Raw genomic sequence first — 23,580 nt, 5'->3', positions numbered from 1 at the left:
GGCTACCGTGCATGAAGTTCGAGCCTCACCAAAAGCAAGGGAGCTGGACAGTGAGATGTCAGCGGAGTGACCTGCGGTGAGTGTCCTGCTGTTCGGAGCCTCGCACCGTAGCGCGCCTGTGCCGGTGCTGGAGAAGCTGGCGATTGGCGAGGCCGATCAGCCCAAGATCATCGAACACATACTGCAATCGCCCCTGGTCACAGAGGTCATGGTGCTCTCGACCTGCAACCGGGTCGAGGTATATGCCGTGGTTGAGGCCTTCCACGGCGGCCTGACCGTGATCGGTGAGGCAATCGCCCGCCACGCCGGCATGGGCATGAACGAGCTCACCAAGTACGCCTACGTCCGGTACAGCGAGGCTGCTGTCGAGCACCTGTTCGCGGTGGCCAGCGGCCTGGATTCCATGGTGATCGGCGAGCAGCAGGTGTTGGGTCAGGTGCGCAATGCGTATGCCACCGCCGAAACGCATCAAGCGGTGGGCCGGGTATTGCATGAGCTGTCTCAAAGCGCGCTGCGCGTGGGCAAGCGGGTGCATTCGGAGACCGGTATCGACGCGGCCGGCGCCTCGGTGGTGTCGGTGGCCCTGAATCTTGCGGACGGCAAGCTCGACGGTCTGCCGGGACGTACCGCCGCCGTGGTCGGCGCCGGTTCGATGGGCTCACTGGCGACCGCGCAGCTGATTCGCGCCGGGATCGACAACCTCTGGGTGGTGAACCGCAGTGCCGAGCGTGCGCAACGGCTCGCCGCGACGGCGCGCGAGGCGGGCGTGAACGCGCAGGCGATCACCCTGGACCATCTTGACCAGGCGCTGGCACAAGCCGATGTGGTGGTTTCCTGTACCGGAGCGGTCCGGCCGGTGATCTCACTGGCCGATGTTCACCGCGCCCTGGGCGGCGGCCGTGAACTCGTGTTCTGCGATCTGGGCATGCCGCGCGACGTCGATCCGACGGTGGCCGGGCTACCCGGCGTCGTCGTGGTGGACATGGAGCGCATCCAGCGTGAGCCCACCGCGCGCGCGGCAGCCGATGATGCGGGCGCTGCTCGCCAGATCGTCAACGACGAGGTGGCCCGATATCTGACCGGTGAGCGGATGGCCGAGGTCACCCCGACGGTTACCGCGTTGCGCCAACGGGCCGCTGAGGTGGTGGAGGCCGAACTGCTGCGGCTCGATGGCCGGCTGCCGAGCCTGGCGGGGGCCGAGCGCGACGAGGTCGCCAAGACAGTTCGCCGAGTCGTCGACAAGCTGTTGCACGCCCCCACGGTGCGCGTGAAGCAGCTGGCGTCGGCACCCGGTGGCGACAGTTATGCCGAGGCGTTGCGCGAGCTGTTCGAGCTTGATCCGCACACTGTCGAGGCGGTGGCCACGGCCGGCGAATTGCCGCTTGCCACAAAGGAATTACACGAAGAGAGCCGATGATCCGAATTGGTACCCGCGGCAGTCTGTTAGCGACGACTCAAGCCGGGGTTATCCGGGATGCGCTGCGCGCCAAAGGACACGAGGCAGAGCTGGTAATCGTGACGACGGCCGGGGACCAGTCGTCGGCACCCGTCGAGCAAATCGGTGTGGGGGTCTTCACGGCCGCTCTGCGCGAGGCCATCGCCGATAACGTCGTCGATGTTGCCGTGCATTCCTACAAAGATTTGCCAACGGCGGCCGACCCACGCTTCGTCATCGCCGCCATTCCGCCTCGTGAGGACTATCGGGATGCCCTCGTGGCCCGGGACGGACTGGTGCTGGGGGAGTTGCCGACGGGTTCGGTGATCGGTACCTCGTCCCCGCGGCGGGCCGCGCAGCTTAGAGCACTGGGTCTCGGTTTGGAAATTCGCCCCCTAAGAGGCAACCTGGATACCAGGTTGAGCAGGGTCTCCAATGGTGATCTTGATGCTGTGGTAGTCGCCCGGGCGGGTTTGGCCCGTATCGGACGTCTGGACCGCATCACCGAGACACTGGAACCGGTGCAGGTGTTGCCCGCGCCGGCTCAGGGAGCGCTGGCGGTGGAGTGCCGCAGTGAGGTCACCGATCTGGTGGCTGTACTGGCGGAACTCGATCACGCCGACACGCGCGCCGCGGTGACTGCCGAAAGGGCTCTGCTTGCCGAGCTGGAGGCGGGCTGTACCGCACCGGTTGGCGCGATCGCCGAGGTGGTCGAGTCGATTGATGAGGATGGCCGCGTCTTCGACGAACTGTCGTTGCGCGGATGTGCGGCGGCGCTGGACGGATCTGACGTGATTCGGGCCTCCGGGATTGGCACCCCCGATCGGGCCGCAGAGCTTGGGCTCGCGGTCGCGAGGGAGCTGCTCGATCTCGGTGCGCGAGCACTGATGACAGCTGAATAGGCGGCGCAAACCGCCGATATGGGAGGCAGTAGTGACCCGAGGGCGCAAGAAGCCAGGGCGCATCCTGTTCGTTGGTTCCGGCCCGGGCGACCCCGGTCTGTTGACCGTCCGGGCGCGCGCGGTACTCACCGGCGCCACGGTCGCGTTCACCGACCCCGATGTGCCGCAAGCGGTGCTCGATCTCGTCGGGTCTGCGGTCGAGCTTCCTGAACCCGCGCCCGCCAAGCCCGCGACCGGCAACGATGAGGCGCCCACGTCGAGTGACGTCGAGGCCGTTGTCGAGCCGCCGCTGACCATCGACATCCGTCCGGCGCTGGGTGATCCGGCCGATGTCGCCAAGACCCTGGTGGCTGAGGCCAAGAACGGTGTGGACGTCGTGCGGCTGGTCGCCGGCGATCCGCTCTCGATCGATTCGGTGCTGGCCGAGGTCACCGCGGTCACCCGTACCCAGGTCGCCTTCGAGATTCTGCCCGGGCTGTCGTCGAGCACCGCGGTGCCCGCCTACGCCGGTCTGCCTCCGGGCTCTGCGCACACCGTCGCCGATGTGCGCGGTGATGTGGACTGGGCGGCGCTGGCCGCTGCTCCGGGTCCGCTGATCCTGCACGCCACCCCCACGCATGTGCCCGATGCCGCCAAGGCGCTCATCGAGCACGGTTTGTCCGACCAGACTCTGGTCGCGGTCACCGCGCAGGGCACCACCTGCGCACAGCGGACCGTGGAGACCACGCTGGCCTCACTGATCGACGGTGTCCCGGTGGACGCCAACGATCCGCACGGACCGATGACCGGCGCCCTGGTGCTGACGATCGGCCGCGTGGTCGGTGGTCGCTCGAAGCTGAACTGGTGGGAGAGCCGCGCACTGTACGGCTGGACCGTGCTGGTTCCGCGCACCAAGGATCAGGCCGGCGAGATGAGCGACAAGCTGGTCGGCTACGGCGCTCTGCCGGTCGAGGTGCCCACCATCGCCGTCGAGCCTCCCCGCAGCCCGGCTCAGATGGAAAGGGCCGTCAAGGGCTTGGTCGACGGTCGCTACCAGTGGGTGGTGTTCACCTCCACCAATGCGGTGCGTGCGGTGTGGGAGAAGTTCGCCGAATTCGGCTTGGACGCCCGCGCGTTCTCCGGTGTGAAGATCGCGTGCGTGGGTCAGGCCACCGCCGACAAGGTGCGCGCGTTCGGTATCAACCCCGAGCTGGTGCCGGCGGGCGAACAGTCCTCGCTCGGTCTGCTCGACGAGTTCCCGCCCTATGACGACGTTTTCGACCCGGTGAACCGGGTGCTGTTGCCTCGCGCCGACATCGCCACCGAAACCCTCGCCGAGGGGCTGCGGGAGCGCGGCTGGGAAATCGACGACGTGACCGCGTACCGCACCGTGCGTGCGGCGCCGCCCGCGGCGCAGACCCGCGAGATGATCAAGACCGGTGGATTCGACGCCGTGTGCTTCACCTCGAGCTCGACGGTTCGTAATCTGGTGGGTATCGCCGGGAAGCCGCATGCGCGCACCATCGTGGCCTGCATCGGACCGAAAACCGCGGAGACCGCAATCGAATTCGGGCTGCGTGTGGACGTGCAGCCGGAGACCGCCGCCGTCGGCCCGCTGGTCGAGGCCCTCGCCGAGCATGCCGCGCGGTTGCGCACCGAGGGCGCGCTGCCGCCGCCGCGCAAGAAGAGCCGTCGGCGCTAGTAGCGGAGAGATAGCCGGAGAAGCAGCGGACAGATAGCGGAGGCCATTGCGGTGTCGTTTCCTTACCAGCGTCCGCGTCGGCTGAGGTCCACCCCGGCGATCCGTCGGCTGGTGGCAGAGACGACGCTGGCACCGCGGCAGTTGGTGCTGCCGATGTTCGTGGCAGACGGCGTTACCGAGTCACGCCCCATCGCGTCCATGCCGGGCGTGGTGCAGCACAGCATCGAATCCTTGCGCCGGGCCGCCGAGGACGCGGTGAAGGCCGGTGTCGGCGGACTCATGTTGTTCGGAGTTCCCAAGGAGAAGGACAAGGACGCCACCGGTAGCGCCGGGCTGGATCCGCAGGGCATCCTCAACCGGGCACTGTCGACCCTGGCCGCCGACCTCGGCAACTCCACGGTGCTGATGGCCGATACCTGCCTCGACGAGTTCACCGATCACGGCCACTGCGGGGTGCTGGATGCCGCGGGCCGGGTCGACAATGACGTGACACTCAAGCAGTACGCGGATATGGCGGTAGCGCAGGCCAATTCGGGTGCGCATGTGGTGGGTCCGAGCGGCATGATGGACGGTCAGGTGGCCGCCATTCGCGACGGACTGGACGCCGCCGGGCACACCGACGTCATCATTTTGGCGTATGCCGCCAAGTACGCTTCGGCTTTCTATGGGCCGTTCCGCGAGGCGGTGGGCTCGTCACTGCAGGGAGACCGGCGCACCTACCAGCAGGACGTGGCGAACGGCCGGGAAGCCCTACGCGAGGCCGAGCTTGATGTCGAGGAGGGTGCCGACATCCTCATGGTGAAACCGGCAATGGCCTATCTCGACGTGCTCCGGCAAGTGGCCGACGTATCGCCGGTGCCGGTTGCGGCATACCAGGTCTCGGGTGAGTATTCGATGATCTGCGCTGCGGCTCAGAACAATTGGATCGACTTACCGGCCATGGCATTGGAGACGCTGACCTCGATCCGGCGCGCGGGGGCTGACATCGTGCTGACCTATTGGGCCGCGGACGTCGCAGGCTGGCTGGGGTAGACGTCTTGTCCTTCTCCACTACCGTGGTCGCGTGATGTATCCCGATCCGCACCAACCCGGCGGATTGGCTGGACAACCCCCGGGCGGTCCGGCCAAGCCGCGACCCGACGACATCGACACCGGCTGCTGGCTGTGGCTGGCCTCGCTGCCGTTGATGATCGTGAGTTACATGGCCGCGAACGTCGGTCAATGGCAGCAGGACCCGGAGGTGCGTAAGGCCGCCCCGCTCTGGACCGTGTACGCCTTCAACGGGTTCATCGTCGTTGTGGTGGGGTCTCTCGTGGTCACCGGGATCTTCCTCATGCGCGCGGGATATCGGCTGGCCCGCACCTTCCTCACCGGAGGTGCGGTGGGATCGGTGGTGTTCACCGCTACCCGGTTGATCGACCTGGAAGGGGTGCCGGCGATTGTGCAGGCGCTCTCGGGCATCACCGCGTCCGTGTTGATCTGTGGCGGCCTGTTTCTGCTGCATCGTGAGGACTCCACCGCGTACCTGACAAGGCAGCGCTAAACACCCCCGATACGCTGCCTGAATGACACCCGAACAGCCGCGCCCACGCATCGTCGATGTGGCGTTCTGGTTCTGGGTGGTGTCGTCGGCGGCCCTGTTCCTGAACGGCCTGGCCGGAGTGACTCAGCGCTATGACGCGGTGCGGGCGGTCGCGAAGCCGGAGCTGACCGACGCCGACGTACGAAATCTCGTCACGTACTTCCGGGCGTGGGGTGTGTTGTGCATCCTGCTGGCGGCTGGCATCGCATTTCTGGCCGGGCGGACCAGGCAAGGTGACATGCGCTATCGGCGGGCACTGATCACGCTCTCGGTGGTCTCGGTGCTCGGTGCCATTGCGATGGCCAGCACCGGTTCGGTGGGCCCGCTGCTGCTCATCGCCGCCCTATCGCTGATAGTGGCCAATGTGCTGATCATCAGGCCGACCGCACAGAACTGGTTCGAAGGGGGTGAACATGGCTGACGTGGCCGACGCTGAACCGCGTCTGTTCTATGAGCCCGGTGGGCGGTGGCGGTGGCTGCTGCTCGGTCCCCTCGCCGGGTTGATCATGTTCGGCCTGCAGGTGTGGGGCAAGGGGGGCTTCAGTCCGGTCATGCCGTTGATCACAGCGGCCATCGTGGCCTTCTTTATCGCGCTGCAGATTTACGCCGCGCGAGTGCACGCCACGGTGGAGCTGACACCCACCGAACTTCGTCAGGGTGGCGAGACGCTGGCGGTCAGCCAGATCAAGTGGCTATATCCCGACGCCGACCGTCACGTATGGGAGGAATCGCGTCCGCTGGGCGAGCTGACGGGTGTGCCGAAGGGGCGCAAACCTGTCGGATTGCGCCTGACCGGGGGGCGTCGCGCGCAGGCGTGGGCCAAGAAGCATGAGGAGCTGCGCAGCGCGCTCACCACGTTGGTGCCGGCGCCACCGGCGGGCATGGATCTGGGTGACGATCCGGAAATCGATATCGAGAGTGAGCAGTGGTGAAGTTCGGGAAGCGCGTAGTGCTGGATCTGGCCATCGCGGCGGTGGCGATGGTGCTCGCGGTGTGGGCGGCGGTGGCCGCGCGCATACCCACCGAGGTCGCGCCCATCGCCAAGGGCGAGCCGACGCTGTATTTCACCGCCCTGGACGGCGCGTGCGTGGCACGGGCGCTTGTGCTCACCGCGTTGGCTGGGGTTTTCCTGGTTTCCGCGGTGTCGCGGGGTGTGCGGGCCCGTCGTGACGCGGATCGGGCGATTCACAGCTAATTCTAATATCAGGTCTCCTGATATCGGGATAGCCTGGTGTCATGACACCAACCGCAGATATCGACCTGATGCCGCGTGCTGGATTCGGTGCGCGCTTGTGGGACCGCAAGCTGCAAACGGACCGGCTGGAGTACCTGGACCGCGACGATGTCCCGGCGAAGAAACGCGCCGTCGTGGAGGCGCTTGATCTCCTCGGTGAGAAGAAGGGGCTGCACAGGTGGAATGCGGAGCAGGCGGCCGGATTCCTGGCCGGTATCGACAGTCCGCGCGTGCTCGAGCTCGGCGCCGCCCATGGCGGCCTCTCTCGTGAACTGCTGAAGTTACGTCCTGACGCCTCGATCACGGTGACGGATATCGAGCCCTCCTCGGTCGCGGGTATCGCGGCGTCGGATCTGGGTTCGGACTCTCGGGTGACCGTGCGCGCCATGGATGCGACAGCTATCGATGCCCCGGACGGTGCGTTCGATCTGGTGGTGTTCGCGCTGTCGTTTCATCATCTGCCGCCGTCGCTTGCCGCCAAGGTCTTCGCCGAGGGCACTCGGGTGGGACGCACGCTCTTGATCATCGACTTGCTGCGCCTGCCGGCTCCACTGCTGGCGCCGTCATATCTCTTCGCGGCGGCTGTGGGTTGGGTACGCCCGGTGCTGCACGACGGTGCGATCAGCCAGCTGCGCGCCTATGGCCCGAAGGCGTTGCGTAGCCTGGCTGCACACGCGGATCCGTCGATAGCTGTCGAACTCCGCGCCAGAGTTCAGCTGCCGATGCCACTGCAGATCGTGGTGGCGCGGCGCGACTTGTAGCGCAGGTCACCCTATCGTTTGGTACCCCCTAGGGGTATGATTTAGGCATGGAGTTCACGGACACGGGCATGGAGACCACCGATCTGCGGCTGCATGGCATGACGTGTGCCTCATGCGCGTCCCGTGTGGAGAAGGGGCTCAACAAGCTCGAGGGTGTGACCGCGCGCGTGAATCTGGCGCTGGAGAGCGCCCGGGTCGAGCACGACGGTTCGATCTCCGATGAGGACTTGGTCAAGGCTGTCGAGTCGGTGGGCTACAAGGCCCAGGTGGTCGGCGGCTCACGCAGCGGCGCTGCGCAGAGCGGCCACGAGCACGACGGCGCCGATCCGCACGATCACATGAACCACGACGTGCCCGACAATCAGCTCAAGACGCGTCTGCTCGGCTCACTGCTGTTGGCCATCCCGGTGGTCGCCATCTCGATGGTGATGCCCTGGCATTTCTCCGGCTGGGAGATTGTGGTCGCGGCGCTGACCACACCGATCTTGCTGTGGGGCGGCTACCCGTTCCACCGTGCCGCGTTCGTCAACGCACGCCACGGCGCCTCGACCATGGACACCCTGGTGTCACTGGGCACCATCGCGGCGTACGTGTGGTCGCTGTGGGTGTTGTTCGCGAGCGCCGGGCACACCCACGGGGATGTCCACGTCTACTTCGAGGTCGTTGCGGCGGTCACCGTGTTCCTGCTCGCGGGCAGGTTCGCCGAGTCACGCGCCAAGCGCTCGGCAGGTTCGGCGCTGCGGGCGCTGCTATCCCTGGGTGCCAAGGATGTCGCGGTGTTGCGTGGCGGGCACGAGACGCGCATCCCCGTCGAGCAATTGGCGGTGGGCGACGAATTCGTCGTGAGGCCGGGGGAGCGCGTCGCGACCGACGGCGTAGTGGTCGACGGTCACTCGGCCTTGGATACCGCCACCATGACGGGTGAGTCCGTACCTGTAGAGGTCGGCGCGGGAGACCTGGTGGTCGGTGGCTACGTCAACACTCACGGGCGGATTGTCGTACGCGCCGACAAGGTGGGCGCCGATACACAGCTGGCCCGCATGGCGCAGCTGGTGTCGGAGGCGCAAACCGGTAAGGCACAGGTGCAGCGGCTCGCTGATCGGGTGTCGTCGGTATTCGTGCCCGTTGTACTCGTAATCGCGGCGTTGACGTTCGTCGGCTGGGTGGCTCAGGGCTACCCGCTGTCGTCGGCGTTCACCGCAGCCGTCGCGGTGCTGATCATCGCGTGCCCGTGCGCGCTCGGATTGGCCACGCCCACAGCGATTCTGGTGGGTACCGGGCGTGGGGCGCAGCTGGGTGTGCTGATCAAGGGTCCGGAGGTGCTGGAGAACGTCAAGAGCATCGACACCGTTGTACTCGACAAGACAGGCACCGTGACCACCGGCGTGATGAGCGTTGTGGCTGTGCGCCGCAACATCGGGTCAGGTGTCTCCGACGCCGACGAGATCCTGCGTATCGCCGCCTCGGTGGAGTCGGCCTCCGAGCATCCGGTCGCCAGGGCCATCGTGGACGCGGCGCGGACGCATGGGATGTCGCTGTCACCGGTGACCGGATTCCGTAACGAGCCCGGCATCGGGGTAACCGGCATCGTTGACGGTCACGAGGTGTCGATCGAGGCCATCGCGGGTCAGAACACCACCGCGGCGATCACCTGGGGTGGCCTGCGCCGGGGTGAGATCGAGGTGGCGGACACGGTGAAGCCGTCGAGCCGGCAGGCCATCGACGAACTTAAGGCCATGGGCATTACTCCGGTGCTGCTGACGGGTGACAACGCGGAGGTGGCCGCACGCGTCGCCGAGGAAGTCGGTATCGCCGCAAGCGATGTCGTCGCGGGAGTCAAACCCACCGAGAAGGCCGATGTCGTCAAGCGTCTGCAGGCCGAGGGCAAGAAGGTCGCGATGGTGGGCGACGGGGTCAACGACTCCGCCGCGCTGGCCACGGCCGATATCGGGATGGCCATGGGCACCGGTACCGACGCTGCGATCGAGGCCAGCGATGTGACCCTGGTGCGCGGTGACCTGACCACGGTGCCGACGGCACTGCGGCTTTCGCGCAAGACGCTCGGCACCATCAAGGCGAATCTGTTCTGGGCCTTCGCCTACAACACCGCCGCCATTCCGTTGGCCGCCCTGGGTTTGCTCAACCCGATGATCGCGGGCGCGGCGATGGCGATGTCATCTGTCTTCGTGGTACTGAACAGCCTTCGGCTGCGAACCTTCCGCTAGTTTCCTTACCGAATGCTGTGAAGGGCCAACAGGAGGAGTCGTCGGGTGGTTATGCGTGTGATCGCGCTGGGTGTCGCATTGGGTCTGACGGTGGCGGGATGTTCCGACATTCGTCGGCAGGCAACCGACGCACTCGATTCCGTTGCCTCGCAGGCTGCCGGAGCGCCGAGTAAGGACACCGTCGAACGCTGGAACACCGATGAGCTGACCAAGGCCCTGACGGCCATCAACGACAAGATCGGCGCGAGCCCGGCCGACTATCTGATGTTCACGATCAGCGGATACACCTCGGTGGCGGTGCAGGCCATCGACCCCAAGAAGCGGGAGAACGTCGACGAGTACCGCTACGACGGCTCGTCCGTGAAGGTCAGGCCTGTTGATGTCAGCCGCAACGAACCGGGCGTCGTTGACGAGAGCTCGTTCAAGAGCGACATCGTTACTCCGGCGGTCCTGACGAGTGTGCTCAGTTCGGCGGTGAAGGATTCTGGGGTGCAGGACGGCACGGTAAGCGTGCTGACCATCGAGAAGTTCTTCGCCAATGAGCCGGAGCCCAAGATCCAGGTAGTGGTGGGAAGTCCGCGGGCCAGTAAGAACGTCCGCTACACACCGGCCGGCGTCTTCATCGAGACCGTCTAGTTCGTCGACCGCGGCAGGGTCAGAAGAGCAGGCGCCACAAGCCGATCAGGCCTACCGCCACGATGACCACCCGCAACGCGCCGGGGGAGAGTTTGCGCCCCCAGCGCGCGCCGGCGAGCCCACCCACGAATGAGCCCGCCGCGATGATCCCGGCCGCCGTCCAGCTCACCCGGTCGAAGGCGACGATCGTGTACGCAAGAGCGGCAACGATATTGGTGATCATGGCCAGCACGTTCTTGGCCGCGTTCATCCGCTGCATGGATTCGGGTAGCAGTGCTCCCATCACCGCGATTTGCATGATGCCTTGGGCTGCGGTGAAGTACCCGCCGTAGATCCCGACGAGGAAGTTCCCTCCGGTGAGTGCGGCCATGCGGCCCGGAGGGACATGATCTGCGCTCAGGCCCTGTGCCTCGGAACGCCGGCGCGCCCAGGCCTGAATGCGGGGTCCGACCACCACCAGTACCAGCGCCAGGATCAGTAGCACGGGCACGATGGTGACGAACGTTTTCTCGGGGAGATGCAGCAGCAGGAACGACCCGATGAGCGCGCCGATCAGTACCGCCGGTATCTGCCATTTGAGCCGGGGCCATTGTCCGCTCAGCTCGCGGCGGTACCCCCACACGCCCGTCATGCTGCCGACAGTCAGTCCGATGGCATTCGACATCGTCGCCACCACGGGCGGGTAGCCGAACGCGATGAGAGTGGGGAAGGTGATGAGGGTGCCGGACCCGGCAACCACGTTGATCGCACCGGCACCGAACGCGGCGAGCGCGACGAGAAGCATCTCCTGCACCGGCACTCGTGCCAGCGTACGACCGTTAGCCAGTCGAACCAATTCCCCCTCTCCGTGAAACCCGCCACAGTGTGAGGCTCGACGTAGCGGCTTAGATGGGCAAAATGGTGGGCATGCCTTTGAGTCGATCCGCCGGTGTGGCGGCGTTAGTGCTGGTGCTGTCCATTTCCGGGTGTACCCAGGACCAGCGCACCACTCCGGTGGCATCGAACGCCCCTATTCCGACATTCGACAACGCGCAGCTGAGCATGCGTTTTGCCGCCTGCACTGATCTCAACGGGTTTGTGAACGCGAAGTGGGCCGAAGACGCCACCATCCCCGCGGACAAGTCCAGTTACGGCAGTTTCGACATGCTGGCCGACGAGTCTCGCAAGGTTCAGCGCGAGATCGTCGAGGGTGCGGTCTCGGGACTGGGTACCGCTGATCATGAGTCGGTCAACTATCAGGTCGGGCTTCTGTACCGTGCCGCCACCGACGACGCGAAGCTCGACGCGGCGGGATATGACCCCATCCGGCCGACGCTCGCCGCGATCGATCAGATCGCATCGCCTGAAGAACTCGCGGCCTTCCTGGCTGCCGACAGCGCCACCGGACAACATCTGGTTTTCGATTTCACTGCCGGTGCCGACTACGCCAATGCCACCGAACAGATCGGCTATGCGCGGGCCGACGCGCTGGGTATGCCGGCCAAGGATTACTACACCGATCCGAAGTACGCACCGGTCTTCGATGCCTACCGCGCGTATATCGCGTCGACGTTCGGGTTGATCGGCGCGGACCAAGTGGCCGCCAAGGCCCGGGCCGAACAGGTGGCCGCGCTCGAATCGGCGCTGGCCGCCGCGACGTTGAGCCCTGTGCAGCAACGTGATCCGGCCAACCAGTACAAGTTGGTAACCGTGGCCCAGGCCAATGCGGTGACGCCGCACTTCGAATGGGGCGCCTACCTGAAGGCGCACGGCGCCCCGGAGGCCAGGGCTTTCTCCCTGGCCGAGACCGAGTTCTTCACGACGTTTGATCGGCTACTGTCCACCACCGATCTGGACACCTGGAAGTCATATCTGACATTTCACGCGGTACACAGATCGGCCGACGCCTTGTCGAAGGCTTTCCGCGACAACGCTTTCAAATACAAGTCGGCGCTCACCGGAACCACCGCGCAAAAACAGCGTTGGGAGCAGGGGCTGGAGGAAGTCAACACGCTGGTGGGGCCGGCGCTGGGGCAGTTGTACGTCGATCGCATGTTCAGCGATCGCGCGAAGCGCGCGGCCACCGAGATGGTGGGCAATGTCAAGGAGGCGTTGCGTAAGCGGATCGAGGCCGTCGACTGGATGAGCCCGCAGACCAAACTGGCCGCAAAAGGTAAGTGGGACAAGCTGATCCTCAAGGTGGGCTTCCCCGGCAAGGAACGGGACTTCTCGAAGCTCAAGCTGACCGGCGACAACTTCTATACCGACCGGGCCGCGGCGTTGAAGTTCAACCACGACTTCGACATGGCCAAGATCGGGCATCCGACCGATCGGTCGCTGTGGGGAATGACACCGCAGACGGTCAACGCGCAGTACGACCCCACCGAGAACAGCATCACCATTCCCGCCGCGATCTTGCAGGCGCCCTTCTACGACCCCAAGGGCGATCCGGCGTTCAATTACGGCGGTATCGGTGCGGTGATCGGGCACGAGTTCACCCACGCATTCGACGACGAGGGCAGCCAATTCGATGGTGAGGGCAACCGGGTCAATTGGTGGACGCCGAACGACCGCGAGGAGTTCGAGAAGCGCGCCAACCGGCTGGTGGAGCAGTTCAATGCCTACGCACCGATTCCGGGGCGCCCCGACCTGCATGTGGACGGGAAGCTCACGTTGGGGGAGAACATCGCGGACCTCGGCGGTGTCAACACCGCCTATGACGCGCTGGTCGCGGAGCTGGCCAAAAAGGGCGGCGGCGGCAAGATCAACGGCATCGTCGGGTTCAACGACACGCAGCGGTTCTTCCTGAATTACGCGCGGATCTGGCGGGACAAGCAGCGTCCGGAGGCCGCGATCACCCAGCTCGCTGCCGATCCGCATTCACCGCCGGCGTTGCGCATCAACGGTGTGGTGCCCAATGTCGCACCGTTCGCCGCCGATTTCGGTTGCCTGGCAGGCGATCCCATGGTGAATCCGCCGGACAAGTTCGTGAAGATCTGGTAGACGCAGGTCTACCAGCGCAGGGGAGAGCTACGCGTAGGTCAGCAGCACGGCCTGATCGAACGGGAGCTTCCCGAATGCGCGGCTCTTGACCAGTGCTGCTGCCTCGTCCCGGCTGACCACCCGCGGATTGACGACGTCGTGGGTTTTCCCGCGGCGCACGATCCTGCCGCCGCCGGCCGCATTGAGGTTCTTCAGCCAATCCCGATCCGGGCCATAGGTCAGCAAAATGGCCACGCCGTCGGGAGTCTTGAAGGCGGTGACGGGCGTGCGGAACTCCTTGCCCGACTTGCGGCCCCTGTGCTCGATGATGGCGAAGCTCGGGGCCCAGCCCGCCCATAGCCGCTGGACGGGGTTGGTGACGTATTTGTTGAAGCGCGCGACCGATTGCGGTATCTGCATACCACCATCAAACTGTGATCCATGGCATACCTCAAGCCCCCTTGGTTCGTGCGCAAGGTCTTCAACCGGGTGGCGATGGCCGCCAATATCGGCGAGACGCTCACGATCACCAAGCGGGTCAGCGGCGAGCCGCAGCAGATCCCGGTCACGACCGTGGATGTCGATGGGGTCAAGTACCTGGTGTCCACCCGTGGTGAGAGTCAATGGGTGAAAAATGTCAGGGCTAGCCCGCAGGTGACACTCACCGTCAGGGGCACCACCACGGCATACACGGCCACCGAGGTCCCGGTCGCTGACCGTGCGCCCATCATCGCCGCCTATAAGCCCAAGGCGGGGAAGGTCGTGGACGGCTACTTCGCCCAGCTGCCCGACGACGCCGATCACCCCACTTTCGCGCTCAGACTTGCCTGATCCACTACACCCTGTAGTGGACGATTTGGCGCCAGCTGAGACACTGGATGCCGTGCCTGACGAGACAGCCAACTCCGCACGTCTGTTCGCCGACGCCTCGGCCGTCATCCCAGGTGGAGTGAACTCGCCGGTGCGTGCCTTCGCGGCGGTCGGCGGGGTCCCGCGGTTCATCAAATCCGGCGCCGGCTGCTGGCTCACCGATGTCGACGACAACCGGTACGTGGACCTGGTCTGCTCCTGGGGTCCGCTGATCCTCGGCCACGCGCACCCCGCTGTGGTGGAGGCCGTGCAACGGGCCGCCAAGGACGGGCTTTCCTACGGCGCACCCGTCGAGGGGGAGATCGAGCTCGCGCGCGAACTCATCGATCGCGTGCAGCCGGTGGAAAAGGTGCGTCTGGTCAACTCCGGAACCGAGGCCACCATGAGTGCGGTGCGCCTGGCTCGCGGATTCACCGGACGGCCCAAGATCGTCAAGTTCGCCGGTTGTTACCACGGGCATGTGGACGCCCTGCTGGCCGATGCCGGTTCCGGTGTGGCCACTCTGGGTTTGCCCTCCTCGCCCGGTGTCACCGGCGCCTCCGCGGCCGACACCATCGTGTTGCCCTACAACGACATCGGTGCCGTGGCTCGCACCTTCGCCGAACAGGGCGATCAGATCGCCGCTGTCATCACCGAGGCGGCCGCCGGCAACATGGGCACCGTCGCGCCCGCACCGGATTTCAACACCGGACTGCGACGCATCACCGAAAACCATGGCGCGCTGCTCATCATGGACGAGGTCATGACGGGTTTCCGCGTCAGCCGTTCGGGCTGGTTCGGCATCGACCAGGTCGCCGGCGACCTGGTGACGTTCGGCAAGGTGATGAGCGGTGGCATGCCCGCCGCCGCGTTCGGTGGCCGCGCCGACATCATGGAGCGCCTGGCCCCGTTGGGGCCGGTGTATCAGGCGGGCACGTTGTCCGGCAATCCGATCGCTGTGGCCGCAGGGCTGGCCTCTTTGCGCGCGGCAGATGTGAAAGCTTATGAAACGCTTGATCGCAACGCCGATGCGCTCATCGCTCTGATCACCGCGGCGCTGGATGCCGAGGGGGTGGCGCACCAGATCGGTCGCGCCGGGAACATGTTCAGCCTCTTCTTCGGCGCCGAGCCGGTGCATGACTTCGAGAGCGCCAAAGCCACCGACACCTGGCGCTACCCCGCATTTTTCCATGCGCTGCTGAGCCGCGATGTGTACGCGCCGCCGAGCGCGTTCGAGACCTGGTTCGTTTCCACCGCCCTCGATGACGAGGCGTTCGACCGTATTGCCGACGCTTTGCCCGCCGCTGCCCGTGCCGCGGCCTCTGTCGAGGAGAGGTAAGGAATTTCGATGAGCCGCACCACTGTTCATTTGATGCGCCATGGCGAGGTACACAATCCGGAGGGCATTCTGTACGGTCGGCTGCCTAACTTCCGGTTGTCGGACAAGGGGCAGGGACAAGCCGCGAAGGTGGCAGAGTCGCTGCGGGGCAACAAGATTGCGGCGGTGATTGCCTCGCCGCTGCTGCGTGCTCAGCAGACTGCCACACCCATCGCCGAGGCGCACGGACTCGCCATCGTGACCGACGACGATCTCATCGAGGCGGGCAACTCCTTTGAGGGTATGAAGGTGTCGGTGGGTGACGGCGCTTTGCGGGACCCCCGGAACTGGTGGAAGCTGCGCGACCCGTTCACCCCGTCCTGGGGAGAGCCGTACGCCGACATCGCGTTCCGGATGTCGGCGGCGATCGACCGCGCGCGCAGTCGCGCCGCGGGCGCCGAGGTGGTTTGCGTGAGCCATCAGCTGCCGGTGTGGACCGCCCGCCAGCATCTGCTCGGTAAGCGACTGTGGCACGACCCCCGTAAGCGTCAGTGCAACGTCGCCTCACTCACCTCGCTGGTGTTCGACGGCGATGCGTTGGTCGATGTCGTGTATTCGGAACCGGCGGGGTAGCTCGTGCGATGTGTGGTCGTGGCGCTGGCCGCGCTGGTTCTGCTCATCACCGGGTGCTCTACCGGTGATGATGCGGTGGCGCGCGGTGGGCAGTTTCAATTCGTCTCACCGGGCGGCAAGACCGATATTTTCTACGATCCGCCCGAAGCGCGTCAGGCACCGGGATCCATCGAGGGGCAGAACCTGCTGGACCCCACAAAGACGCTGTCGCTCAAGGATTTCGCCAACAAGGTCGTTGTCATCAACGTGTGGGGGCAATGGTGTGGCCCCTGCCGCTCGGAGTTCTCCGCGTTGGAAGACGTGTACAGGGCCACACACGCACAGGGCGTCGAGTTCCTGGGGATCAACGTCCGGGACAACGAGATCACCAAGGCGCAGGATTTCGTGACCGACCGCAAGGTGCCGTACCCGTCCATTTACGACCCGTCGATGCGCACACTCATCGCGTTCGGCAGGAAGTTCCCCACCGGAGCTATTCCCGCGACCCTGATCCTGGACCGTCAGCACCGGGTGGCGGCGGTGTTCCTGCGTGAGTTGTTGCCCCAGGACCTACAGCCTGCGGTGGAGCGGATCGCGAAAGAACCCGCGGGAGCCACGAAGTGATCCTCGCCGACGCCGGCTCCGCGTTCCAGGATGCGGCCACCAGCGGACCCCTGCTGCTGGCGCTGGGTGCCTGCGCGCTGGCGGGTCTGGTGTCGTTCGCCTCGCCGTGCGTGATCCCGCTCGTGCCCGGGTATCTGTCCTACCTGGCTGCCGTGGTGGGCGCCGACGACAGACCGGAGAGCGGAACCGGTACTCGGTCTCATCGGTTGCGCGTCACGGGTTCGGCATTGCTGTTCGTCGCCGGATTCACCGCGGTGTTCCTGCTCGGGACGGTCGCCGTGATGGGTATGACCACCACGCTGATTACCAATCAGATGCTGCTGCAACGCATCGGGGGAGTGATCACCATTGCGATGGGTCTGGTGTTCATCGGTCTGGTGCCTGCGCTGCAGCGTGATTTCCGGTTCACACCGCGCCGCATCTCCACCGTGGCCGGAGCGCCATTGCTTGGTGCGGTGTTCGCCCTCGGGTGGACGCCATGCCTGGGGCCGACTCTCACCGGTGTGGTCGCGGTGGCCTCGGCCACCGAGGGCGCGGACGTGGCTCGCGGGATCACGCTGGTGATCGCCTACTGCCTGGGGCTGGGAATCCCGTTCCTGCTGCTGGCCTTTGGTTCGGCTCGTGCGGTGCGCGGCATGGACTGGCTGCGACGGCACACCCGGACCATCCAGATCATCGGCGGTATCGCGCTGCTGGCGGTCGGGGTCGCGCTGGTGACCGGTGTGTGGGCAGATTTCGTTGCCTGGGTTCGTGATTCATTCGTTTCCGACGCGAGGTTGCCCATCTAGTGATGATCGCTAAGCGTCTTCTTGCCTATGCGCGCAACACCTGGCGCGGCCTGACCTCGATGGGTACGGCGCTGGCGCTGTTGGTGCTGCTCGCGCTCGGCGCGATACCGGGTGCGATGCTGCCACAACGCGCGCTGAACCAGGCGAAGGTCGACGAGTACCTGGCAGAGCATTCCACCATCGGCCCGTGGCTGGACCGGGTGCAGGCCTTCGACGTGTTCTCCAGCTTCTGGTTCACGGCGATCTACGTGCTGCTGTTCGTCTCGTTGGTGGGATGCATCATTCCCCGCACCGTCGAGCACGCCAAGGCCCTTCGCGCGCAGCCGGTTCCCGTGCCCCGGAACCTGGGGCGGCTGCCCAAGCATCAGGAAAGGCTGGTGCGGGCCGACCAGTCCGATGTCGCGTCGACCATCGAGGGCCGGCTCCGGGGCTGGCGCAGAGTCACCCGGGAAAAAGACGGGATCACCGAGATTTCGGCAGAGAAGGGCTATCTGCGCGAGTTCGGGAACTTGGTCTTTCACCTTTCCCTTGTCGGCCTGCTGGTCGCGTTCGCGGTCGGCAAGCTCTTCGGATACGAGGGCAATGTCATTGTCATCGCCAACAACGGTCCGGGATTCTGCTCGTCATCCCCGGCGGCCTTCGACTCGTTCCGGGCGGGCAACACCGTTGACGGCACCAACCTGGACCCCATATGCGTCAAGGTCAAAGACTTCAAGGCCACATACCTTGCTTCCGGGCAGGCGCATTCGTTCGAATCGCACATCGAGTACCAGGCCGGGGACGATCTCCAGAACAACGTGTGGCGGCCGGAGCGGCTGGCCATGAACCATCCGCTGCGTGTCAACGGCAACCGCGTGTACCTGCTCGGCTACGGATACGCCCCCACGTTCACCGTGACCTTCCCGGACGGGCGCAAGCGCAGCGAGACCATCCAGTGGCGACCGGACGACCCCACCACCCTGCTGTCGTCCGGGGCCGTGCGCATCGATCCGCCGGCGGGCACCTACCCGGACCCCAACGTGCGTCGCAAGAATCAGATCGCCATCCAGGGCCTGTTCGCGCCCACAGAACAACTGCACGGCACCCTGCTCTCGTCGAGCTTCCCCGAGATGCGTAAGCCCGCCGTGGCCATCAACATCTACCGCGGAGACACCGGACTGGACTCGGGTCGCGCGCAGTCGATCTTCGAGCTCGACCCCCGCATGATCGAACAGAAACGTCTCAATCAGGTGGCACGCGCGAATCTGCTGCCGGGACAGTCGGTCAAGCTCAACGACGGCACCATCGTCAAGTTCGACGGCGCCGTCAACTTCGTGAACCTGCAGGTGTCGCGCGACCCTGCCCAACTGTGGGTTCTGGTCTTCGCGCTGACCATGATGGCGGGCCTGGTGGTCTCGCTCGTCATCAAACGCCGTCGAGTCTGGGCGCGGCTGACCCCGGGCGCCACCGCAGGTACGGTAAATGTCGAGCTGGGCGGGCTGGCGCGTACCGACAGCTCCGGCTGGGGCGACGAATTCGAGCGGTTGTGCGACCGCTGCCTTGAGGATCTGCCTGTCGCCAGGGCCGGGAACGGCCACAAGGATGAGGATGCCGAATGAATTCGACCAATATCGACGTAGATCTGGCCAGGTTCTCCGACTACGCCTTCACCTCTGCGATCGTGGTGATGGTCGGTGCGCTGGTGCTGTTGGCCATCGAGCTGGCCTACCGGCAGAGCAACAAGACCGCGCAACGCGAGCTCGTCAGCTCCGGTGGCGAGGTGGTGTCCGCCGGCGAGAATCAGCCGGGCCTGGTGGTGCCCAAGGGCAAGCGGCCCCTGGGCGAGAGGGTCGGCGGCGCCGGACAGGCGCTGGTGTACTTGGGCATTGGGTTGCTGCTGGTCTGCATCGTGCTGCGCGGTGTGGCCACCACCCGGGTGCCGTGGGGCAACATGTACGAGTTCATCAACCTGACGTGTGCGTGCGGCCTGGTCACCGCGGCTGTAGTGCTCCGTAAACGCTACGACCGCGCGCTGTGGGTCTTCGTGCTGATTCCTGTGCTGATTCTGCTGACGGTGTCCGGCCGGTACCTCTACACCTACGCCGCGCCGGTGATGCCCGCGCTGCAGTCCTATTGGCTGCCCATCCATGTGTCGGTGGTCAGTCTCGGGTCGGGTGTGTTCCTGGTGGCCGGGGTGGCGAGCATCCTGTTCCTGGTCAAGATGTACTTCCCGGACAACACCCTGGTGCAGCGGCTCCCCGATGCCCAGTCGCTGGACCGGCTGGCGTATCGGACGACCATTTTCGGATTCCCCATCTTCGGGTTCGGCGTGATTTTCGGTGCCATCTGGGCCGAGGAGGCGTGGGGGCGGTTCTGGGCCTGGGACCCCAAGGAGACCGTGTCCTTCATCGCGTGGGTCATCTATGCCGCCTACCTGCACGCACGGTCCACTGCCGGGTGGCGGGACAGGAAGGCCGCGTGGATCAACGTGGCTGGATTCGTGGCCATGGTGTTCAACCTCTTCTTCGTGAACCTGGTCACTGTCGGTCTTCACTCGTACGCTGGGGTGAGCTAGGGGGGTCCGCGGGAACTGTTCCGCCAGATCGGTTCATCACACCTGCGATAGGGTGCGATGCTGAGTCCTTCCGAACAGTTGCTCCGGGCTCTCCGTGTCCGAGCTGCACATCCAACCAATGCATTGGGGGATCGATGTCTGACTATCCCGCGCACCGCGCGCCGGATGGACCGTCGCCTTACGCCGACGAGGCGCAGGGTGGACCGACGGCCCCGCCTTGGGCGGCACAGGAGCCCGCGCAGCCGGTGATGTACGGCCAGAGCTCGCCACAGCAGCCGCATGAGATGACGCAACAGTTCCAAGCGGTCCCGTACCAGGATCCGTTCGCGCCACAGCAGGACATTGCGGGCCTCGGCCACGATCCCTCGGTGCCATCGCTCAACACTCTCGGCGGCTCCTTCGCGCCACTGGACTTCACGCCGTCCGGTGGACAGGAGAACCCCGATCCCACCGCGATCGGTGCGGTCGGGTCGTCGGGCGGCTTCCGGGCCGATAACCGATTCAGCGATTCGGGCGAGTCACCCGCGCAGTCGACGCCCTTCACGGCGGATCGCTGGGCCAGTGACACCCCTGCCTCGGGTATTCCTCAGCAAGCTCAGCAGCCTCCCCTCGGTGGTTCTCGCTACTACACCCCGGTGGGCGGCCAGCAGACCGGCATCGGAGGCCAGATTCGGCCCGAGTTGCCGCCTTCCTCGCGCGACTTGTCCACCTCGGCACTGCTGCGCCCCCATAAACCGGCGCCGTCGGCGGGCTGGCGCAAGACCGTCTACCGGGCGTCGTTCGGGACGATCAACCTCGGCGAGGGCACCAAGAAGACCGAGGAAAACGACCTCGTCGCCCAGGTGAACCAGCCGCTGCAGGGCTGCTACAAGATCGCGCTGCTGAGCCTTAAGGGAGGCGTCGGTAAGACCACCGTCACCGCGACTCTCGGCGCGACCTTCGCCTCTATTCGCGGTGACCGCGTCATCGCCGTCGACGCGAACCCGGACCGCGGCACGCTGAGCCAGAAGGTGCCGCTGGAGACGCCGGCGACGGTGCGTCACCTGCTGCGGGACGCTAATTCCATCCAGCGCTACAGCGATGTCCGCAGTTACACCTCGCAGGGGCCGAGCCGCCTGGAGGTGCTCGCATCCGAAAGTGACCCGGCGGTCTCCGAGGCGTTCAGCGCCGAGGACTACGCACGCACACTGGAGATTCTTGAGCGCTTCTACAGCGTGGTGCTCACGGACTGCGGCACCGGACTCATGCACTCCGCGATGTCTTCGGTGCTGGAACAGGCCGATACTCTCGTGGTTATCAGCTCCGGCTCGGTCGACGGTGCCCGTAGCGCCTCGGCCACCCTGGACTGGCTCGATGCGCATGGGCATCGCGAGCTGGTGCGCCGCTCCGTTGCGGTGATCAACGCGGTGCGTCCGCGTTCGGGCAAGGTCGATATGCAGAAGGTCGTCGATCACTTCTCGCGGCGGTGCCGTGCCGTGCGGTTGGTGCCGTTCGATCCGCACCTGGAAGAGGGTGCCGAGATCAGCCTGGACCGGCTGCGGCCCGCGACGCGTCGTTCGCTCATCGAGCTGGCCGCCGTCGTGGCGCAAGGGTTCACCGGCACACAGCGCCAGCAGCAGACGTTCCAGGGCTAGTCCCTGGAATCATGCGGCGACAGGCCGCGCAGCGTCAGTGTTCGGACGGGCCGTCCTTGCTGATGCGCCAAAGGAAGTCCGGGTCGTCGTCGGGGCCGGTCACGCGGGTCTGCGGACGGGCGGGCACCGATTGGCTGATCCGCCATCCGGCGTAGACCAGCGCGCCGAGTACGACCGCGATGAGCACGTAATACACAAGAGCCTCCTGAACAACTACCTCCGAATATACGCGCGGCCAAGGTCGGTGTACGGCGCAGCGATAGGGTGGTGACGTGGCTGAACGGTCGCCGGGGAGCCGGCTCGCTATCGATATCGCGGTGTACACCCTGGCGCGGTTGGGGCTCGCGGTCATCCTGACGCTCGTCATCTTCTGGGTGGCCCGGCTCATCGGGTACGAGGACTTCCCCCTGGCCATCGCGATCCTGTTCGCGCTGATCATCGCGCTGCCGCTGGGCATGGCGGTATTCGCGCCACTGCGTCGCCGGGTGACTGCCAGCATCGCCGTGGTCGACGAGCGGCGCCGGGCCGACCGTGCGGATCTGCAGGCGCGGCTGCGTGGCGAAAAGCCGAAGGACTCCTCCTAAAGACACCGGGCAGCCACCGTGGCGCATTATCCCAACATCCGCGACGCCACCGCCGTCTGTCGTGCGGCGATGCGGTTGCGCCACTGCTGCGCCGATATTGCGCCATCTGCGTAGAACGGCAAGGTAGCCGGGAGGCGGTCAAGATCCACCACTTCGGCGCGGGGGCCGTCTTCGTCGAGGATGGGACGGTCCGTCCGCTGCCAGCGGAACTTCAGGAACCCGCGCCGGTGTCCCAGGGTCTCGATCCAGTTGGAGACACCGGGGTTCTGGTCGCTGATCACCAGCCGGATCATGCCGTCGGGGTCCACATGCGATTGCTCTGCGTTCAGGGACGTCTGATGATTGGCGTAGTCCAGCGACACATACCACATGCTGCCCACCTGGAAACCTTGGTACGGCGCTTCGGATTTCGGCACGGTCACGACGAGAGCCTGGTGAGGTTGGAGTTCGAAGTAGCCCACCGACGAGAACTGGGTGGCCAGCCCTCCCGGAGTGATGCGCGGCGGTTCGAAGACATTGGCGGGGTTGTTCATGTAGAACCACTGGGGAAACTGCAGCCACGTCTTTACCCGGTTCACCAAGTGCAGCCCGGCACCCATGTATCTGCCGGCAATGAAGTCCTTGGTGAGGCGCACCGCTCCCGAGCCGATGGTGTCGGCACGGCTGATCACCACCGTCCCCCGTCTTTCGGACCAGTCGTTGTACGCCTCTCGGACGATCAGCTGCGCAGGGCGCGCCGCGATGGGGATGTGTTTGTGGCAGTCCGCGATTGGCGTCGCACCGATGCTCACGCGATAGCTGCCGTCCTCGGCGATTACCAGGTCGCGATCGTCGAAGGCGGTGACGCTGCCCGGCACTTCGGTGTCGGTGTAGTCACTGTCGAGCAGCTGGAAGTTGAGGTCGACAGTGCTGCCGCGAGTACCGCTGAGCACGTAGTCATGGTGTCCGTCGACCTGCGTGGCGAAGTACAGAAAGTCCGGATTATCGAGCCCCATTTTGGTGAATGGTCCTGTGCCGCTGAGCAACATCGGATGCTCTGCACTGAAGTTGAAGACCAGGTGCACAGAGGCGGCGATACTCCCGGCGAGGTAGTCGAGACCTTCAAGGAGGTCCGATTCCGATTCGATATGAGGCGCGGTGGTGACCAGCCGCTCGGCTTCGGCGATCGCATCGGTGAAAGGTTGTGTCACCACGCCGTCG

The 23,580-nt window shown here is 65.5% G+C and carries 25 protein-coding genes; 21 read left to right on the top strand and 4 right to left on the bottom strand.

Annotation, left to right across the window (positions count from 1 at the left end; translation table 11 throughout):
• Positions 1–76: 76 nt before the first annotated feature.
• From AOT87_RS22715 to AOT87_RS22665, 11 genes are read left to right on the top strand one after another with little or no spacing between them, the layout of a single operon-like run.
• Positions 77–1,417: a glutamyl-tRNA reductase gene (locus tag AOT87_RS22715; RefSeq protein WP_057964863.1), complete on the top strand. Its 1,341-nt coding sequence runs from the start codon at positions 77–79 to the stop codon at positions 1,415–1,417.
• Positions 1,414–2,337: a hydroxymethylbilane synthase gene (hemC, locus tag AOT87_RS22710; protein WP_057964862.1), complete on the top strand. Its 924-nt coding sequence runs from the start codon at positions 1,414–1,416 to the stop codon at positions 2,335–2,337. Before AOT87_RS22715 ends, hemC begins: the two co-directional genes overlap by 4 nt.
• Before the next feature lie 31 nt (positions 2,338–2,368).
• Positions 2,369–4,018, top strand: coding sequence for a bifunctional uroporphyrinogen-III C-methyltransferase/uroporphyrinogen-III synthase (locus AOT87_RS22705; protein ID WP_057967841.1), 1,650 nt, complete (start codon positions 2,369–2,371; stop codon positions 4,016–4,018).
• Positions 4,019–4,069: 51 nt separating this feature from the next.
• Complete coding sequence (gene hemB / locus AOT87_RS22700; protein ID WP_057967842.1) at positions 4,070–5,050, top strand: porphobilinogen synthase; 981 nt, start codon at positions 4,070–4,072, stop codon at positions 5,048–5,050.
• Between the two features lie 34 nt (positions 5,051–5,084).
• Entirely contained in the window at positions 5,085–5,561 is a 477-nt protein-coding gene (locus AOT87_RS22695; protein ID WP_057967843.1) for a hypothetical protein, read from the top strand.
• A 22-nt stretch (positions 5,562–5,583) separates the two neighbouring features.
• Positions 5,584–6,021 (top strand): hypothetical protein, encoded by a 438-nt coding sequence (locus tag AOT87_RS22690; RefSeq protein WP_057967844.1) that lies wholly within the window; start codon positions 5,584–5,586, stop codon positions 6,019–6,021.
• Positions 6,014–6,532 (top strand): hypothetical protein, encoded by a 519-nt coding sequence (locus AOT87_RS22685; protein ID WP_057964854.1) that lies wholly within the window; start codon positions 6,014–6,016, stop codon positions 6,530–6,532. The genes AOT87_RS22690 and AOT87_RS22685 overlap by 8 nt, the downstream gene beginning before the upstream one ends.
• A 20-nt stretch (positions 6,533–6,552) precedes the next feature.
• Positions 6,553–6,795, top strand: a complete 243-nt coding sequence (locus tag AOT87_RS22680) for a hypothetical protein (protein ID WP_057967894.1) — start codon at positions 6,553–6,555, stop codon at positions 6,793–6,795.
• Between the two features lie 41 nt (positions 6,796–6,836).
• On the top strand, positions 6,837–7,595 hold the full coding sequence (locus tag AOT87_RS22675; RefSeq protein ID WP_057967845.1) for a class I SAM-dependent methyltransferase: 759 nt from the start codon (positions 6,837–6,839) through the stop codon (positions 7,593–7,595).
• 47 nt (positions 7,596–7,642) lie between these two features.
• Complete coding sequence (locus tag AOT87_RS22670) at positions 7,643–9,820, top strand: heavy metal translocating P-type ATPase (protein ID WP_057967846.1); 2,178 nt, start codon at positions 7,643–7,645, stop codon at positions 9,818–9,820.
• A 57-nt stretch (positions 9,821–9,877) separates the two neighbouring features.
• On the top strand, positions 9,878–10,456 hold the full coding sequence (locus tag AOT87_RS22665; protein WP_057967895.1) for a hypothetical protein: 579 nt from the start codon (positions 9,878–9,880) through the stop codon (positions 10,454–10,456).
• 19 nt (positions 10,457–10,475) lie between these two features.
• Here AOT87_RS22665 and AOT87_RS22660 read toward each other — a convergent pair whose 3' ends face one another.
• The gene (locus AOT87_RS22660) at positions 10,476–11,255 is read right to left on the bottom strand and encodes a sulfite exporter TauE/SafE family protein (RefSeq protein ID WP_101312790.1); all 780 of its coding nucleotides are present in this window, start codon (positions 11,253–11,255) and stop codon (positions 10,476–10,478) included.
• A 98-nt stretch (positions 11,256–11,353) separates the two neighbouring features.
• Between AOT87_RS22660 and AOT87_RS22655 the strand changes: the two genes are divergently transcribed.
• Complete coding sequence (locus AOT87_RS22655; protein WP_057967897.1) at positions 11,354–13,438, top strand: M13 family metallopeptidase; 2,085 nt, start codon at positions 11,354–11,356, stop codon at positions 13,436–13,438.
• Positions 13,439–13,465: 27 nt separating this feature from the next.
• On the opposite strand, the gene AOT87_RS22650 is transcribed toward AOT87_RS22655, so the two are convergent.
• On the bottom strand, positions 13,466–13,837 hold the full coding sequence (locus tag AOT87_RS22650) for a nitroreductase family deazaflavin-dependent oxidoreductase (RefSeq protein ID WP_057967847.1): 372 nt from the start codon (positions 13,835–13,837) through the stop codon (positions 13,466–13,468).
• Between the two features lie 21 nt (positions 13,838–13,858).
• Between AOT87_RS22650 and AOT87_RS22645 the strand changes: the two genes are divergently transcribed.
• The 8 genes from AOT87_RS22645 to AOT87_RS22610 all read left to right on the top strand — a co-directional run bounded on the left by AOT87_RS22645 (position 13,859) and on the right by AOT87_RS22610 (position 21,796).
• Positions 13,859–14,248: a nitroreductase family deazaflavin-dependent oxidoreductase gene (locus AOT87_RS22645; RefSeq protein ID WP_057967848.1), complete on the top strand. Its 390-nt coding sequence runs from the start codon at positions 13,859–13,861 to the stop codon at positions 14,246–14,248.
• A 52-nt stretch (positions 14,249–14,300) separates the two neighbouring features.
• Positions 14,301–15,605, top strand: coding sequence for a glutamate-1-semialdehyde 2,1-aminomutase (gene hemL / locus AOT87_RS22640; protein ID WP_046256013.1), 1,305 nt, complete (start codon positions 14,301–14,303; stop codon positions 15,603–15,605).
• A 9-nt stretch (positions 15,606–15,614) separates the two neighbouring features.
• The gene (locus AOT87_RS22635) at positions 15,615–16,217 is read left to right on the top strand and encodes a histidine phosphatase family protein (RefSeq protein WP_057964847.1); all 603 of its coding nucleotides are present in this window, start codon (positions 15,615–15,617) and stop codon (positions 16,215–16,217) included.
• Between the two features lie 3 nt (positions 16,218–16,220).
• Positions 16,221–16,820 carry a TlpA disulfide reductase family protein gene (locus AOT87_RS22630; protein WP_057967849.1) on the top strand — a complete coding sequence of 200 codons (600 nt, stop codon included), beginning with the start codon at positions 16,221–16,223 and terminating at the stop codon, positions 16,818–16,820.
• A complete protein-coding gene (locus tag AOT87_RS22625; protein WP_057964845.1) occupies positions 16,817–17,608 on the top strand; it encodes a cytochrome c biogenesis CcdA family protein in 792 nt (263 codons plus the stop codon). The genes AOT87_RS22630 and AOT87_RS22625 overlap by 4 nt, the downstream gene beginning before the upstream one ends.
• Entirely contained in the window at positions 17,608–19,206 is a 1,599-nt protein-coding gene (locus AOT87_RS22620) for a cytochrome c biogenesis protein ResB (protein WP_109398693.1), read from the top strand. Before AOT87_RS22625 ends, AOT87_RS22620 begins: the two co-directional genes overlap by 1 nt.
• Positions 19,203–20,162 (top strand): c-type cytochrome biogenesis protein CcsB, encoded by a 960-nt coding sequence (gene ccsB / locus AOT87_RS22615; protein ID WP_057967851.1) that lies wholly within the window; start codon positions 19,203–19,205, stop codon positions 20,160–20,162. The genes AOT87_RS22620 and ccsB overlap by 4 nt, the downstream gene beginning before the upstream one ends.
• Before the next feature lie 248 nt (positions 20,163–20,410).
• Positions 20,411–21,796, top strand: coding sequence for a MinD/ParA family protein (locus tag AOT87_RS22610; RefSeq protein ID WP_057967898.1), 1,386 nt, complete (start codon positions 20,411–20,413; stop codon positions 21,794–21,796).
• Between the two features lie 34 nt (positions 21,797–21,830).
• Here AOT87_RS22610 and AOT87_RS28495 read toward each other — a convergent pair whose 3' ends face one another.
• Positions 21,831–21,992, bottom strand: coding sequence for a hypothetical protein (locus AOT87_RS28495; protein WP_109394862.1), 162 nt, complete (start codon positions 21,990–21,992; stop codon positions 21,831–21,833).
• A 76-nt stretch (positions 21,993–22,068) separates the two neighbouring features.
• Here AOT87_RS28495 and AOT87_RS22605 point away from each other — a divergent pair, with 76 nt between their 5' ends.
• The gene (locus AOT87_RS22605) at positions 22,069–22,380 is read left to right on the top strand and encodes a DUF4229 domain-containing protein (protein WP_030096528.1); all 312 of its coding nucleotides are present in this window, start codon (positions 22,069–22,071) and stop codon (positions 22,378–22,380) included.
• Positions 22,381–22,406: 26 nt separating this feature from the next.
• Here AOT87_RS22605 and AOT87_RS22600 read toward each other — a convergent pair whose 3' ends face one another.
• Positions 22,407–23,570, bottom strand: a complete 1,164-nt coding sequence (locus AOT87_RS22600) for a hypothetical protein (RefSeq protein ID WP_081343260.1) — start codon at positions 23,568–23,570, stop codon at positions 22,407–22,409.
• Positions 23,571–23,580 lie beyond the last annotated feature (10 nt).

This window comes from Mycobacteroides sp. H003 (genome assembly GCF_001440135.1).
GTDB lineage: Bacteria > Actinomycetota > Actinomycetes > Mycobacteriales > Mycobacteriaceae > Mycobacterium > Mycobacterium gwanakae.
The sequence above is the reverse complement of the archived record's forward strand: the minus strand, read 5'-3'. Positions and strand labels throughout refer to the sequence as shown.

What these genes read in the sequence shown, in the direction of transcription:
- hemC (WP_057964862.1), top strand. Translation starts at nt 1,414, where the DNA reads ATGATCCGAATTGGTACCCGCGGCAGTCTGTTAGCGACGACTCAAGCC.
- AOT87_RS22695 (WP_057967843.1), top strand. Translation starts at nt 5,085, where the DNA reads ATGTATCCCGATCCGCACCAACCCGGCGGATTGGCTGGACAACCCCCG.
- AOT87_RS22690 (WP_057967844.1), top strand. Translation starts at nt 5,584, where the DNA reads ATGACACCCGAACAGCCGCGCCCACGCATCGTCGATGTGGCGTTCTGG.
- AOT87_RS22685 (WP_057964854.1), top strand. Translation starts at nt 6,014, where the DNA reads ATGGCTGACGTGGCCGACGCTGAACCGCGTCTGTTCTATGAGCCCGGT.
- AOT87_RS22675 (WP_057967845.1), top strand. Translation starts at nt 6,837, where the DNA reads ATGACACCAACCGCAGATATCGACCTGATGCCGCGTGCTGGATTCGGT.
- AOT87_RS22670 (WP_057967846.1), top strand. Translation starts at nt 7,643, where the DNA reads ATGGAGTTCACGGACACGGGCATGGAGACCACCGATCTGCGGCTGCAT.
- AOT87_RS22655 (WP_057967897.1), top strand. Translation starts at nt 11,354, where the DNA reads ATGGTGGGCATGCCTTTGAGTCGATCCGCCGGTGTGGCGGCGTTAGTG.
- AOT87_RS22650 (WP_057967847.1), bottom strand. Translation starts at nt 13,837, where the DNA reads ATGCAGATACCGCAATCGGTCGCGCGCTTCAACAAATACGTCACCAAC.
- AOT87_RS22645 (WP_057967848.1), top strand. Translation starts at nt 13,859, where the DNA reads ATGGCATACCTCAAGCCCCCTTGGTTCGTGCGCAAGGTCTTCAACCGG.
- AOT87_RS22635 (WP_057964847.1), top strand. Translation starts at nt 15,615, where the DNA reads ATGAGCCGCACCACTGTTCATTTGATGCGCCATGGCGAGGTACACAAT.
- ccsB (WP_057967851.1), top strand. Translation starts at nt 19,203, where the DNA reads ATGAATTCGACCAATATCGACGTAGATCTGGCCAGGTTCTCCGACTAC.
- AOT87_RS22610 (WP_057967898.1), top strand. Translation starts at nt 20,411, where the DNA reads ATGTACGGCCAGAGCTCGCCACAGCAGCCGCATGAGATGACGCAACAG.